Source organism: Macrococcoides bohemicum, assembly GCF_003259675.1.
Taxonomy (GTDB): domain Bacteria; phylum Bacillota; class Bacilli; order Staphylococcales; family Staphylococcaceae; genus Macrococcoides; species Macrococcoides bohemicum.
Window position 1 is genome coordinate 679,656 of record NZ_PZJG01000001.1, and the last position, 15,065, is coordinate 694,720.

Annotated in this window: 15 protein-coding genes; 4 read left to right on the plus strand and 11 right to left on the minus strand. The window is 33.2% G+C overall.

What is annotated here, in order from left to right:
- The first annotated feature begins 211 nt into the window (after positions 1-211).
- Entirely contained in the window at positions 212-799 is a 588-nt protein-coding gene (gene plsY / locus BHX94_RS04290) for a glycerol-3-phosphate 1-O-acyltransferase PlsY (RefSeq protein WP_096076585.1), read from the plus strand.
- Between the two features lie 79 nt (positions 800-878).
- Here the strand turns inward: plsY and BHX94_RS04295 are convergent, their stop codons facing one another.
- The 3 genes from BHX94_RS04295 to BHX94_RS04305 all read right to left on the minus strand — a co-directional run bounded on the left by BHX94_RS04295 (position 879) and on the right by BHX94_RS04305 (position 5,837).
- Positions 879-1,310 carry an acyl-CoA thioesterase gene (locus BHX94_RS04295; RefSeq protein ID WP_111745038.1) on the minus strand — a complete coding sequence of 144 codons (432 nt, stop codon included), beginning with the start codon at positions 1,308-1,310 and terminating at the stop codon, positions 879-881.
- 101 nt (positions 1,311-1,411) lie between these two features.
- Positions 1,412-4,120 carry an aconitate hydratase AcnA gene (gene acnA, locus BHX94_RS04300; protein WP_111745039.1) on the minus strand — a complete coding sequence of 903 codons (2,709 nt, stop codon included), beginning with the start codon at positions 4,118-4,120 and terminating at the stop codon, positions 1,412-1,414.
- Between the two features lie 163 nt (positions 4,121-4,283).
- On the minus strand, positions 4,284-5,837 hold the full coding sequence (locus tag BHX94_RS04305) for a glycine betaine uptake BCCT transporter (RefSeq protein WP_111745040.1): 1,554 nt from the start codon (positions 5,835-5,837) through the stop codon (positions 4,284-4,286).
- A gap of 255 nt (positions 5,838-6,092) precedes the next feature.
- Here BHX94_RS04305 and mscL point away from each other — a divergent pair, with 255 nt between their 5' ends.
- Positions 6,093-6,461: a large conductance mechanosensitive channel protein MscL gene (gene mscL, locus BHX94_RS04310; protein WP_096076589.1), complete on the plus strand. Its 369-nt coding sequence runs from the start codon at positions 6,093-6,095 to the stop codon at positions 6,459-6,461.
- 44 nt (positions 6,462-6,505) lie between these two features.
- On the opposite strand, the gene BHX94_RS04315 is transcribed toward mscL, so the two are convergent.
- From BHX94_RS04315 to BHX94_RS04335, 5 genes are all read right to left on the minus strand, one after another.
- Positions 6,506-7,132, minus strand: a complete 627-nt coding sequence (locus BHX94_RS04315; RefSeq protein WP_111745041.1) for an SCO family protein — start codon at positions 7,130-7,132, stop codon at positions 6,506-6,508.
- 109 nt (positions 7,133-7,241) lie between these two features.
- Positions 7,242-10,349 (minus strand): AAA family ATPase, encoded by a 3,108-nt coding sequence (locus BHX94_RS04320; protein WP_111745042.1) that lies wholly within the window; start codon positions 10,347-10,349, stop codon positions 7,242-7,244.
- Positions 10,339-11,454, minus strand: coding sequence for an exonuclease SbcCD subunit D (locus BHX94_RS04325; protein WP_111745043.1), 1,116 nt, complete (start codon positions 11,452-11,454; stop codon positions 10,339-10,341). The genes BHX94_RS04320 and BHX94_RS04325 overlap by 11 nt, the downstream gene beginning before the upstream one ends.
- Positions 11,455-11,554: 100 nt before the next feature.
- Entirely contained in the window at positions 11,555-11,779 is a 225-nt protein-coding gene (locus BHX94_RS04330) for a DUF2922 domain-containing protein (protein ID WP_111745044.1), read from the minus strand.
- Between the two features lie 22 nt (positions 11,780-11,801).
- On the minus strand, positions 11,802-12,005 hold the full coding sequence (locus BHX94_RS04335) for a DUF1659 domain-containing protein (RefSeq protein ID WP_096076594.1): 204 nt from the start codon (positions 12,003-12,005) through the stop codon (positions 11,802-11,804).
- Between the two features lie 94 nt (positions 12,006-12,099).
- On the opposite strand from BHX94_RS04335, the gene BHX94_RS04340 reads away from it, so the two are divergent.
- On the plus strand, positions 12,100-12,597 hold the full coding sequence (locus BHX94_RS04340; protein WP_111745045.1) for a DUF2621 domain-containing protein: 498 nt from the start codon (positions 12,100-12,102) through the stop codon (positions 12,595-12,597).
- Between the two features lie 39 nt (positions 12,598-12,636).
- Here BHX94_RS04340 and BHX94_RS04345 read toward each other — a convergent pair whose 3' ends face one another.
- Complete coding sequence (locus BHX94_RS04345) at positions 12,637-13,104, minus strand: CcdC family protein (protein ID WP_111745046.1); 468 nt, start codon at positions 13,102-13,104, stop codon at positions 12,637-12,639.
- 14 nt (positions 13,105-13,118) lie between these two features.
- Positions 13,119-13,793 (minus strand): cytochrome c biogenesis CcdA family protein, encoded by a 675-nt coding sequence (locus BHX94_RS04350; RefSeq protein ID WP_111745047.1) that lies wholly within the window; start codon positions 13,791-13,793, stop codon positions 13,119-13,121.
- 197 nt (positions 13,794-13,990) lie between these two features.
- Here BHX94_RS04350 and BHX94_RS04355 point away from each other — a divergent pair, with 197 nt between their 5' ends.
- The gene (locus BHX94_RS04355; protein ID WP_111745048.1) at positions 13,991-14,755 is read left to right on the plus strand and encodes a hypothetical protein; all 765 of its coding nucleotides are present in this window, start codon (positions 13,991-13,993) and stop codon (positions 14,753-14,755) included.
- Between the two features lie 57 nt (positions 14,756-14,812).
- Here the strand turns inward: BHX94_RS04355 and BHX94_RS04360 are convergent, their stop codons facing one another.
- Entirely contained in the window at positions 14,813-15,043 is a 231-nt protein-coding gene (locus BHX94_RS04360; RefSeq protein ID WP_096076599.1) for a YneF family protein, read from the minus strand.
- Positions 15,044-15,065 lie beyond the last annotated feature (22 nt).

Consider the following 15,065-nt stretch of genomic DNA (forward strand, 5'->3'; position numbering starts at 1 on the left):
TAAAGTTTACATAATATATTTATAGTAGTAAATGGTTGTGCTCTATTCAACTTTATCATAAACATTATAAAAACGGTACGGGCTATCATAGATGAATTAAAATATAGCGATGGAATTTTAATAATTATTTTCTATTTCATCCGAATAAGCTATAATAAAAGTATAATTTTATGAATAACTATTAGTACCTGCTAATATAAGGAGAGATTTTATGATAATAGCGATGATGTTAATCGCAGCATATTTAATCGGTAGTATCCCTACTGGATTAATCATTGGTAAATTATTTTACAATATAGATATTAGGCAACATGGCAGTGGTAATTTAGGTGCAACGAATACATTTAGAATACTCGGTAAGAAAGCAGGAATATTTGTAACAATCTTTGATGTTTTAAAAGGTACAATTTCTGCATTGTTCCCAATGATATTCCACCAAAATATTCATCCAATCATTATCGGTGTTGTAGCTGTTATCGGTCATGTATTTCCAATATACTTAAAATTTAAAGGGGGTAAAGCTGTTGCCACAAGTGCGGGTGTTATACTTGGTACAAATCCAGTGCTTTTCTTAATAATAGCCATCATCTTCTTTACGTTATTATTTACAACAAAAATGGTATCACTAACAAGTATGCTTACAAGTATCGCAAATTTTATCGGCTCTCTTTTTTTTGAGGATAAGATTTTAATGGGTGTATCATTTCTGATTATGATTGTGATTATTGTAAGACATAAATCTAACATAGAACGTATTATGAATGGTACTGAATCTAAGATTAACTTTAATAAGAAATAAGTCCAGGCAGTAAATGCTGAAATTAAATATAGGATTGCACCAAAAAAGCCGGGTCAACTTTGACTCGGCTTCTGTTTGTTTATTGTGCTTCTTCTATAGCAACAAATTCCTGATATCTAGCATGCCACTCAGGATAATAACGATCTAAACGTATTGGTCGATCACTACCTTTCTTCAGTACGACATGCGTCGTTTGTCCTGTGGCAGCAATCTCCCCATTCTCTTTTATCACTTCGTATGCATAGACAGTTTTTAGTTTTGAATAAGAATGTATCCATGTTTTAATTGTTATCTTTTCAGGATACGTAATAGAACGTTTATATTTCACACTTACATCTAATACTGGTGAAATAAGATCATCTTTTTCCATATCAGCATAGCTGAATCCAGCTTTTTCAATAAAATCAGTTCTAGCAACTTCAAACCATATTAAATAATTTGCATGATAAACGACATCCATTTTATCTGTTTCTGCGTAACGTACTTCGATTTCTTTCTCTGTATAATACAAATTGGTCACCTTCTTAATAATGATAACTCTATTCTATCAAAAATTTAGTACTTGATACTAAAAAAAGACCTATGAATATTTAATTCATAGGTCAAATATTTTTATTGTGTTAATTTATCTCTTAAAACCATTTGTAAAATGCCGCCATGACGATAGTAATCTAACTCTACTTCTGAGTCAAATCGTGCTAAAGCGTTGAATTCAACTATAGTTCCATCAGTTTTCACTGCAGTTACTTTCACTTCATCACGTGGTTTGATACCTTCGTTGATTTCAACAGAGAATGTTTCAGAACCATCTAATCCTAATTTATCAGCAGAATCACCTTTTAAGAATTGTAATGGCAATACACCCATCATCACTAAGTTAGAACGGTGAATACGTTCGTAACTTTGAGCGATAACTGTTTTAACGCCTAATAGGTTAGTCCCTTTTGCAGCCCAGTCACGACTAGAACCCATACCGTAATCATTTCCAGCTAATACGACTAATCCTTTGCCATCTGCCTGATATTTCATACAAGCATCGAAAATCGGCATTACTTCGCCCGTTGGCCAGTAAGTTGTAAATCCACCTTCAGTACCTGGTGCGATTTGGTTTTTAATACGGATATTTGCAAATGTACCGCGCATCATAACTTCATGGTTACCACGACGAGAGCCGTAAGAGTTGAAATCACGAATTTCAACACCATTTTCTCTTAAGTATTTTCCTGCTGGTGTATCTTTACCGATAGCACCTGCTGGAGAAATGTGGTCAGTTGTAACTGAATCACCAAATTTACCCATAACCGCTAAATCTTTAAGCGGTGCAATACTTCCTGGTTCTTTTGATAACCCCTGGAAGAATGTAGGATTTTGAATATACGTAGAAGTAGGATCAAAATCATATAAAGGTTGATCAGTAGACTCAATTTGATTCCACATTTCGTTTGAATTAAAGACATTTTCATATTCTTTTCTGAATAATTCTGGTGTTACAACAGCATTTACTTCATTTTTAACTTCATCAATTGTTGGCCAGATATCTTTTAAGTAAACATCTTTGCCATCGTGTCCTTTACCGATCGGATCATTTTGTAAATCGATATCAACTGTACCCGCTAAAGCATATGCCACAACAAGTTGCGGTGAAGCAAGGTAGTTTGCTTTCACTAACGGATGAATACGGCCTTCAAAGTTACGGTTACCTGATAATACAGACGTTACTAATAAATCTTCATTTGAAATTGTTTCTTCAATTTCAGGTAATAACGGTCCTGAGTTACCGATACATGTCGTACATCCGTAACCTACAGTATTAAAACCTAATTGATTAAGATATGTTTGTAATCCTGAATCTTCAAGATAACCCGTTACAACTTTAGATCCCGGTGCTAATGATGTTTTTACATAAGCTGGAACTTGTAATCCTTTTTCTACAGCTTTTTTAGCAACTAATCCAGCACCTAACATAACGTATGGGTTTGATGTATTCGTACAAGATGTAATCGCCGCAATTGCGATATCTCCCGTTTTCATTGTGATAGATTTACCATCAGCAAGTGTAGCTGATGCAGTCTTATCAAATTCTGCTTTATCTAACCCATGACCTTGATTACCTGCTTTTGCAGTAACTGATTTCACAAATTCTTTTTTCATATCGCTAAGTTTGATTAAATCTTGAGGACGTTTTGGTCCTGATAAAGAAGCTTCAACTGTTGAAAGATCTAGATTTAAAGTATCTGTATAAGTTGGATCTTCTTTATCTGTTGTGAAGAACATTTCATTTTTCACTAAATATTCTTTTACAAGCTGGATATGTGCTTCATCACGACCTGTTAAGCGCATATAATTTAAAGCTTCTTCGTCAACTGGGAAGAAACCACATGTCGCACCATATTCAGGTGCCATATTGGCAATTGTCGCACGGTCTGCAAGTGGTAAATTCACAACACCAGGACCAAAGAATTCAACAAATTTTCCTACTACTCCTTTTTTACGTAATTCCTGCGTTACACGTAATGCTAAGTCAGTTGCAGTTGTACCTTCAGGAAGCTCTCCGGTCAGTTTAACACCAATAACTTCCGGTACCGGGAAATATGATGGTTGACCAAGCATACCCGCTTCAGCCTCAATACCACCTACACCCCATCCAAGTACACCGATACCATTGATCATCGTTGTATGTGAGTCAGTACCTACTAATGTATCAGGGAAAGCAACATGTTCACCATTTACGTCACGTACGTGAACAACGTTCGCTAAATATTCTAAGTTTACTTGATGTACGATACCTGTTGCTGGTGGAACTGCACGATAATTATCAAATGCTTTTGTCGCCCAGTTTAAGAATTGATATCGTTCTTTGTTACGTGCAAATTCTAACTCCATATTGCGCTTTAACGCAGTTTCGTTACCATAAGCATCTACTTGTACCGAATGGTCAATTACTAAATCAACAGGTACTTCTGGATTAATTTTCGTAACATCTCCACCAACATCATCCATTGCTTTACGAAGTGATGCTAAGTCAACGACCGCAGGTACACCAGTAAAGTCCTGTAAAATAACACGTGACGGTTTAAACGGTACTTCAGCGTTTGGATCATTCTTTTTGCCCCATTTAACTAAATGCTTAATATGATCTTCATTAATTACACGACCATCATATTGACGTAACACTGATTCTAGTAATACACGAATAGAATAAGGTAAATTTTTAATTTCACCTAAACCTAATGATTCTAAAGATTTTAAACTATAAAACGTGTACGATTTACCATTTAATTCAAATGTCTGTTTTGCAGTTTGTTGTAAATTTGAATTCATTTTGCGTTCCCCCTAAAGATTATTAAAGCCTTTACATCTCTATTTTAATCAAAATAGAATGAGAAGTAAATATTATCACATTCCAAATAAGCTATACTGGTTTATAAGTTTTACTTATAATAAAAAGGCAGTTCAAGTAAAATAACCTGAACTGCCATTAAAATTATTTATTTTTCTCCGGATTAACTTCATATGTTTTATTTCTAAATTTTTTATCCGGCTTCAATGTCAATCCAAGTCGCATTCTTTCTTTATTACCATCTTTATACACTGATATTAACATCATCAACAAAACGAATGAGAATGGGAAGGCTGCAATGATCGCTGCACTTTGCAATGCTGACAGACCACCTGCATAAATAAGCGCTAGCGCAATTAGAGACTGCGAAACACCCCAGATAATTTTAATATTATTCGCTGGTTCTAAAGAGCCATTTGTAGACTGCATCCCTAATACAAAGGTCGCAGAATCAGCAGACGTTATAAAGAATGTACAGATTAATGTTAAAGCAATAAGTGACAGACCCATCGCCATCGGTAAATGTTCAAAGATTGCAAACAACTGTGTTTCAACAACCATTTCACCAATTTTAGGAACATCTTTAAATACTTCAATACCTGTAACTCCGAATACACTAAACCACAGCGCACTAATAATTGTTGGTACGAGTAATACACCGATTAAAAATTCACGAATCGTTCTACCTTTTGATACACGTGCGATAAATATTCCGACAAATGGACTCCAGCTCATCCACCAGCCCCAATAATAAATTGTCCAGCTATTCATCCAGTCATGTTTATTTTTATCAAGTGGAGCAACATCAAAACTCATACTTAAAAAGTTTTGTAAGAGATTACCGATTGATGTTGAGAACATATTTAAAATTAATATGGTCGGTCCTAAAAATAAGACGGCGATTAATAATAAAGTAGCAATTGCAATATTTGCATTACTTAATATTTGTATCCCTTTAGATAGACCACTCCAGGCACTAGCAAGAAATAAAATCGTCACGATAAAAACAATGAGCAGCTTAACGTTAAACGTGTTTGGTACATCAAAAAGATAATGTAAACCACCATTGATCTGCTGAGCACCCATACCTAATGAAACTGCAACCCCTACTACGGTTGCAAATACTGCAAGTACATCAATGATTGTTCCAATCCATCCATCAACTTTGTTACCTAATACAGGTCTAAGCGTTTTAGAAATTAATCCCGCTTCACCTTTTCTAAATTGAGCATATGCAAGCCCTAATGCTACTACACCATAAGTGGCCCATGCATGAAATCCCCAGTGAAAGAATGTATAGCGAAATGCATCTTTCATCGCTTCATCCGATTCTGGTTCAGCAACCGGTGAAGTAATAAAATGACTTAAAGGTTCAGATGCGCCATAAAATACTAAACCGATACCCATCCCTGCACTAAATAGCATTGCAAACCATGAGATTGTATTAAATTCTGGCTTGTCTGACGGTTTACCTAATTTTAATTTTCCGATTGGACTTAATATCAAGAATAAACATGTGAAGACAAAAATCGAAGTTATCATGACATAGTACCAGCCAAAGTACTCAGATATCCATTGATTGATCTCTCCTGTAACTTCACTAAACTGTTTAGGCATCGTGACACCAAGTAAAACAGTTATTGCAACAAGTGTTATTGCAATGTAAAAAACTGATGTTAATTTTTTTCCTTCTTTCATTAAAAAACTCCTCTCTAATAATTATAAACAGTCTACAGTATAACAAAGAGAAAAGTTAATTTCAAATAAGTAAGTAACGAGAAAATATCACTTAATGTATAATTAATCGTTTTCATTATTATTTTAATGCTATCGAAAAATTTTATTTATTAAAAGAATATGAATTTTTAATTAAAATTTAGCAAATAAATAAATAGATATTGATTTTTCATATTTATGTATGTAAAATAGATTTATTATAGGAGGTGACTATACATGTCATTAATTAAAGAATTTAAAGAATTTGCGATTAAAGGAAATGTCCTGGATTTAGCAGTTGCAGTTGTTATTGGAGCAGCGTTTGGTAAAATCGTTTCTTCATTAGTAGCAGATGTTATCATGCCGATTATCGGTCTTATCTTTGGTGATACAGATTTCGCATCAAACTGGGCTTATAAAGGTATTAAATATGGTGTCTTCATTCAATCTATCGTTGATTTCTTAATCGTTGCAGCAGCCATCTTCTTATTCGTGAAATTAATCAATAAATTAACTCGCAAGAATGATGTTGAAGAAGTTGAAGAAGCAGTTGAAGAAAATACTGTGTTATTAACGGAAATTAGAGATTTATTACGTTCTAAATAATAATAGAAAAGAGATTGCAGATGCAATCTCTTTTTTTATATCTATTACTTCTTATAAGGTCCTTCTTTAATCATCGTCTTTACATCTTCAACAATTTCTGCCTTCGGAAATTTCTTATCTCCAGTATCTTTCCCTGCATAGTCCTTCATGATAACACCATTTTGATCTACTAAATAAAAAGATGTACCATGTGTTGCCTGGTCGTTGTCAGCAGTTGGTGGAACAACAATCGTTTTAAAATTCTCTTCTGCAAACTGACGGATAAACTTTTCATCATAATCAGTAATAGCAGTCCAGACATCTTTTGGTGGATTATACTGATTAATATATTTCTTAAGTTTTTCTGGGGTATCTTTCTTTGGATCTACACTAAAGCTTATAATTCCGTAGTCTTTAGATGATACACCCTCTTTTTTTAGTTCATCAGCAACTTTACTCATATTATAAGTCATCGGCGGACAAACGGTTTTACAGTTTGTAAATATAAAATCCACTAACCAGACTTTACCTTTTAAATCCTTCTCAGAAATTTGTTTACCTTCTTCATTTGTCCCTGAAAATTCAGTAATGGTATTCCCAAATAAAGACTTAGGTACTATTCTTGAATTACTACAAGCTGCAAAAATAAATAAAGTCGTTAAAATAATTGTAAAAAAACGTAATTTTTTCATAAGCCCCTCCTATTTATCAAACATTAATATAACAAATAATAGGTGTTATAAGTATATGAATACAAAGAAATTTTTGTCATAATTATTACAATTTTATATAATACAGAAATTATTGAATCTTAAATGTTGCACTACTATCAAAACCATTCGATTCAATCTTTAAAATTGCAGGTATTCTTTCTTTCAGGAGCTGTACATGACTAATCATTCCAACAAGTTTACCTGAAGTCTGCAAATCGATTAATGCGTTAACTGCTACCTCTAATGTTTCATCATCCAACGTTCCAAAACCTTCATCGATAAACACAGATTCCAGATGAATCCCTCCAGAAATTTGCATCACAAAATCCGATAAACCTAATGCAAGGCATAAAGAAGCAATAAAAGTCTCTCCTCCAGACAACGAAGAGATATTTCTCATTTTATTCGCATTATAATCAAATACATCTATTACAAGTCCTTGTTTGCCACCACCTCTTTTTTCAGCACGACGTCGTAACTCATAGCGATTACCCGTCATCTGTCTTAGGCGATTATTAGCTAAAAGTAATGTCTGTTCCAGATAATACATTAACACATAAGTTTCAACATCAATCTTCTGAGCGTTATTTCCATTTAAAGCATTGCTCAATAACACAAGTGATCGCACATCTTTCATTGTTGATTCATAATAAGTAAGTCTATCTTCAAGCTTTATAAACTGTATTGTATAGTTCTGATATTTCTCCTGCATAGAACCGACATTTGAAATCAGTTCATTTACCATTTCTCTCATTATTTCCAGTTCGTGATGTAAAGTATCCAGATTAGGAGATTCACGATTGTCAATAATCTGAGTTAATCGGTCTATTTCATTGGATAGTGTGAGTCGCTTATCATGGAAATCTTTTATTTCGTTCTCAAATTGTTCAATGATAACGCTAATCTTTTTATCCGTATACTTTACTTTAATTTCTTCAGGAATTTGATACTGTTCTATTCGTTCTTTGAAAAGCTGAATTGATTGAACGATTTCTTCTTTTTGTCTGTTCAAACTCTCAATACTCTGTTTGATAAGCAGTTTTTCTTTTTCATCTTGTGCGATATTATCTCTACATTGTTCAAAGGCAGATTCATAAGTTGAGATTTCAGCGTTATAATTATTGTATCGTTCTATAAATGTCATGTAATCATCCGTATTCGTATCCTGCAGAAACTTTGAAAAATCAGATTCATCTGCGTGATATTGTTTCTCGGCCACAGTAACTTCCTCTTGAAGAAAGTTAAGTGATTCAACAAGTTGAACTATTTCATCCTGTGCTGCGTCAAGCGATTGTAATTGCTCTTGATACTTTAAATTAACATTCGTTAGTTCGTGAAGTTCATCATCTGCACGTTTTATCTGATGAGAAAGTTGCACGTATATAGCTTGTAACTGTTCATGAAATGCCAAATACTCTGCATTACCGATTTTTTCGATTGTTATATTATCGATCCAAATATTCAGCGCATTTATTTCTTCAATATTTAATTTCGGTTTTTCTTCATCATAAATATTAGTAATTGAAGGTAGCAATTCTAATTCATTTATGTAAATTTCAATTGAGGTACTCACTTTTTGTTGACGTTGTTTTATTTGTTCTAGTTCTATCTGGTATTTATGTGCTTCTATATGTGATGTATCATCTAGATTGTGAATAACATTCGCACAAACCGGACATTTATCTCCAACATTTAATTGAGATTTGATGTTTTCTATCAGCTCAACATCCTGAACTTTCTCACTACTTTGTAAATCATTTAATTTAGATTTTAAAGACTTTATAGATTCATCGATATTTTGATATGTTTCCTTAGTTGTAAGTAAACGGTCTAATTGTCTGGTAATTTTTGATAATATAGAAATTTGCATTTTAACTTTTGTCATCGTATTGTCAAGCGCTTTGACTTTCGAATCATTTTTAAGTACTTGTGTTTGAATTAGCTGTTTTTCTTTTTCGAATTTCTGCGCATTGTTTAATTTTTCTTGTATTGATTCAATCTTAATTGTTAAAATATTAATTTTTTCTTTATTTTTAATGATATCTTGCTGTAAATTTTTATATTTTGAATGTGTGTAACGCTCATTTTGGATAACATATTTTTTCGTATCAGTTATATCATCAAAACTTTGTTGAAATGCTTCTTGTTGCTTACGCAATACCTCCAATCTTTTTTCTGTTTCCTGAAATTGATTATTAAGGTTCTGTATATTTTGTGATATCGTTTCTCTTTTCTCAACATGTGAGAATAAATCATTTTCAATCATCTTATAATGATCAAACTGAATTAGATGTTTTAAATCATTTTGTTTGTCATTAATATTTTTTTCGTTTTCCATTAAGTCAATACGTGACGCTTCATGTTCCTTCAATTGCAAGATACTATCATTTAAGACTTCTGCAGCACTTACTTCTTTTTCTTTTTCTTTTAATAAATTTCGTTTGTTTTCAAGTGTTACTTTAAACTTCTCAGTTTCATCAGCCATCTTTATTAAGGCGGATTGAATAGTATCACGTTTATCTGTATATGTTTTTTGCTCATTATGGTCAATTAACCCTTCGAACATGGCAAACTGGACACCTATTTCAGATTCTAATGCCAGCATTTCTTTTTGATCCTGCTGAACTTTTTCGCGCAGTTGTGAAGACAATTTTTGAATTTTCGTCGTATCGAATAGTGTGCGTAAAATATCAGATTTTTCTTTAGAGCTCGAGACGAGTAATGATTTAAATTCACCTTGCGGTAATATAAATATTTTTCTAAAATGATGGGCATCCAGCTTTACGATATCTTTAATCTTTTCTTTTCCGGCAGTTAGTCCAGTTGCAAGTAATTTTTTTTCATTCTGAACGATTTCGTATACATTAAGCTGTGTTGGTTTCTTCGTCTTATTACCATTTTTTATAAAAGGTATGTCTCGATATATTTCATATTGTTTGCCCTGCATATAGAAGTTATAGATGACTTCTGTAGGCTCATCGTCCTGGGCATTTATATTCCTTAAATTAGATTCCTCACGATCACTCGTTGACGAGACACCAAATAATGCGTACATCATACCATCAAAAATCGTCGTTTTTCCAGCACCGGTCTTACCGCTGATTAGAAATAACTGATGATTTTGAAGGCTTTTAAAATCGATTGTTTCTTCCTTAAAAGGACCGAATGCTTTTAACGTTAATACGTTAGGTCTCATCTATTTCACCCCCTGCTCTTAGCAATGTATTAAGCGTATCAATTTGTTGGTCATCTAACGTTTCATCAGTCATTTCTTGATAAAATGTCGCTATAAGATCCATTGTATTAAGACTTGTAACATCTTTACTCATCGTATTTGAACACTTTTCTTTCAATATCGGTTTTAATTCGAGTAAATTCGGATAAATCAGCTTTAATTTGGCCATCGGTTCATTGACCGCTTCCATCTCGCTTAGTTCCAGTCTTAAATATGCATTCGGATTACATTCAAGCTGTAATTGCATTGCCTCATTATACGTTCCTTTTGCAACTTCCAAATCTCTTTCATATTTTAATGGCTTAAATAAAACCTCATTTTCATTTAAGTCAAATATTCTATAACCTTTACGCTGACCAATTTCAGAGAAAGAATAACGCATTATACTACCACTATAATATACTTTCTCGTCTTTTATTGCGTCTGGTGTATGCAGATGACCGAGCATCGTGTAGTCAAATCCATCAAATAATGATTTATTCACATGCTCAACAGTTCCGATAATAAGCTCTCTTTCAGATTCTGTAACTACGCCACCGGCAACAAAAAGATGACTGATTAAAATATTTTTCTTATTCTTATCCATATTGTTTTCTATGTTCATAATTATCTTCTGATATGTATCCTGATGTGATCTTATCGATTCATCACTAAAATACTGACGGGCATATGCCGGATCAATATAAGGTACTAAATAAAAGTGAATATCATCAATGATTACAGGTGTTAAACTATCTTCAATCGTTGTTGACAGATAATAATGAAACTGCTTAAAATAATTTCTTGCATGACCTAAACGTTCAGCACCATCGTGATTTCCACTTACAGCAAGTACAGGAATTTTTCTATCTACATTTACTGCAAGTAAGAATGACTCATACACTTGCATTGCTTCCTTTGATGGTATTGAACGATCATATATATCACCTGCAATCACTAGTACATCTATGCCTTCTTCATCAATTCGTTCTATGAGTTGACTTAAAATCATCTGTTGATCACTCAGTAAAGAAAATTGATTGATTGTTCGTCCGATATGTAAATCTGCGATATGCATTATCTTCATACTTTTCACCTCAGCATTTATTATACAAAAAAACACATCCCCGATATAGGGATGTGCCGATGGTGTATTCAACTTATATGCATTTATTTATATTCTATGATTACTTTTCCTCTAAATCAAAAAGAATAGTTTCAACTTTATCGACTAATTTTGCTGATTTTATCGAAACTGGCACGCCTGCTGTCGTAATAAAATATTTACTATTGACGATGCTCTCCATTACAGATAATACAGTTTCACGTGTTAAATCATGTTTCGGCTGATTCACTGTAAATGTGTAGTTTTTTCCAGTATCCGTTAGAAAATTCATTTGTAAGTTCTTCATTATTTATCCCTCTTTCTAATAATTAGATAACTGCTTTAGTTTCAACTTTATCAATCTTCACATAATCTTCACCAGTTAATTCAGTCATTAACATAGCAAAGTTTTGTAAATCACTATCAAGTAAATCCATACGCACTTGGTTAAAACGTCTCGTCTTAAATACTTCTTTACCATCATCTTTTACATCAGTGACATATAACAGATTTAATACAACTTCCTTTAACATGTTCTCACCTCCTTTACACTATATATATCGAAAAAAGATTATTAGATAGACACACATTTTTTAGTTCTATATAATGTGTTTAGAGGTGAACGACATGAATGACTGGTTTATGATATTTATTTTTTTATGGACAGTATTCTTTATTTCTATGCTGGCAATCGGTGGTTTCTTTATGTTCCGTAAATTTTTAAAGCGTATGCCCAAAGAAGATGGTAAAAGCGAGCTTGACTGGCAGGATTATTACATCAACAAAGCATTACCTTTATGGAGAGATGATGCTAAAAGCTTACTCAATGAACTGGTGTCTCCTGTACCGGAACTATTTCGTGATGTTGCAAAAGAACGCATCGCTGGACGCATTTCAAAAATTGCGCTGGATGAACAAGCCGATAGTATTGAACTCGATCATATATTACGCGGATACATCATTGCTACACCTAAACGTGATCACCCTTTTATGAAAAAGAAACTCAATCAATTAGGAATCGATTATACGCCTTACGAAGACTACTTTAAGTATGCAGATGATGAAAAACAAAAATTCTCTATATTTGATCATTCAGAAATAGTAAAAACTGAAAAACAAAAATAAGCCGAGCAGTGAAAATTCACTACCCGGCTTTATTTTTTGTCAATCTTTAATTAAAGCACGTTCTAACTTTTTATACTTAAAATACATTGCAATTCGCCAAGGTACTATCATACTAAATGCCAGTAAGAAGAACATACCAGCTAATTCACCTGGATGAATCGTACTGCTTAAGTAAAATTTCATCACACTTCGAATAATTAATAGAGAAATTAAAATTAGCGGAAATAACTTCGAACGTTTCATATAGATTAAATTATCTTTAACAACAAAGTTAGAAGTGTAGATTAAGAATATCGAAAAGAACATTCCGACTACAACCGCTTCTAATATTTCCATCGGTGTCAATCTAAAGTATGGTACTACATACATCAATGCTCCCGTAGACATAAAAAAAGGTGGAAGAATAATCTTCTTTACATTTGTGGGATAATTTTGAGCCTTCATTCTAACGATAATAACTGCGGTACCCATAAATAATGCTACGAGCATCGAAATTACAAAATACATATCCATCCTTCTTTCTAACTAAAAAATTGGGTGATTGCTGTTAACTTATCAAAGAATAATAACAATCCCATAATAATCATCATTACCCCACCAATTTTAGTGATTGTCTGACTATATTTGTTTAATATATTAATTTTTGTGATAAAGAATGTCAATAAGAAAAATGGAATACAAAATCCAAGAACATAGGCAATCATATAAATAAGCGCTAACGATTGATTGACAGCTGCCATAGAAAAGATTGTTCCGATAATAGGTCCCATACATGGTGTCCAGCCTGCTGCAAATGCAATCCCTATCAGTAACGTTCCGATAAAGCCACTAGGTCTATTCTTAAATTCAAATTTGCGATCTTTCATTAAAAACTGTGGATTGAATATACCAAGTACCACTAATCCAAATATTATACATAGCAGACCACCTACCATACGTATCGTATTATCATACGACTGCAGAATATCTGAAACAAAACCTAAACCTACGCCTAAAGAAATATAGACGATAGAAAAACCAATTAAAAAGAATACCGTATGTAACAAAGCTTTTTTATCCATTTTATTATCTTTTAGATCATTATAACTTACACCAGTAATATAAGATAAAAATGCAGGATAAATCGGCAGTACGCACGGTGAAATAAAACTAAGTATACCTGCGCCGAAAGCAACGGCAATCGTAATGTCCCCCATAATCAACCTCCATTCTCAATCATTTTATCAAATATTAGGGCAACTTATAGCCAAGATTTTGAACGAAATGTGACATTCATAGAATCTCGAGTCAATTTAATTAATATTTCTCACACAATACACATTAAACAATCATAAGATTATCGTGTTCAAATTAAGAATAAAATGATATATTTACATTAACAGGAGGACTTGCTATGAAAAATAAATATCTCTTATTATCGATGACTTCACTTTTATCGGTATCCTTGTTAGCTGCGTGTGGAAACGATGCACGTGATGAATCAGAAGTCAATAAAGCAAAAGTTGCATTTGAAACAAAAGAAAAAGAATCTATTGACGAAGAAAAAAAGGTAACAGATAAAAATAAAGCTAAAGCTGCACTTGAAAAAATTAAAGCCGCGAAAGAACGCGGTAAAAATAAAAAGAAAAATAGTAAAAATGATATTGAAGAAGCAGATAATAAAGATACTGCATCTAGTGATTCATCTGAGGAAACACAATCAGAAAATAATGATAAAGCTGAAAAAGCTTCTTCTGAAGATAAAAACGATTTGAAAAGCGAAACTACTAAATCTTTTTCTACGAAATCGACTTCATCAAATAGTTCAACATCATCAAGCAATTCATCTGGCCCTAATACAAGTTCAAACACAACAACATCTCGACCAGCAACAAGTACGTATCAACCAGCAGCAAGTACGTATCAACCATCAGTGACACAACCTGCAACACAATCACCAACGACAAGACCATCAACATCGACAACGGTTATACGATCAACAACACCGACAACTACAGCATCAACAACGACGCGTCCAACAACACCAACTACTACACCGAGACCAACTCAAACACCGACGACTCCACCTGCCACAACAGAACCTGCAACAACACAACCTGCAACACCTGAGCCACCACCATCTCATGATGGTTTTACCGAACCAATGCCGGGTCAATAATAAAAAGCATGAGGAAATCCTCATGCTTTTTTGACTGTAAAATAAATTACTGTCTTACTATTTTAAATTTTGATTCATATTGCGGTTCATCATTTGCATCATTTGGTTAATTTTCTTTTGTGAAGGTTTTTGACCCATTTGCATCATCATCATGCGTAACATTTCTTCATTGATTGGTGGATTTTTCTTTAAGTAATCCATCATGTATTTACGTGCTAAGAAGAAACCACCAGCTGCACCTGCTGCTAATGCTAAAATAATTAATAATATCCAAATCCAAGTATCCATTCACTTCACCCACTTTCTCATT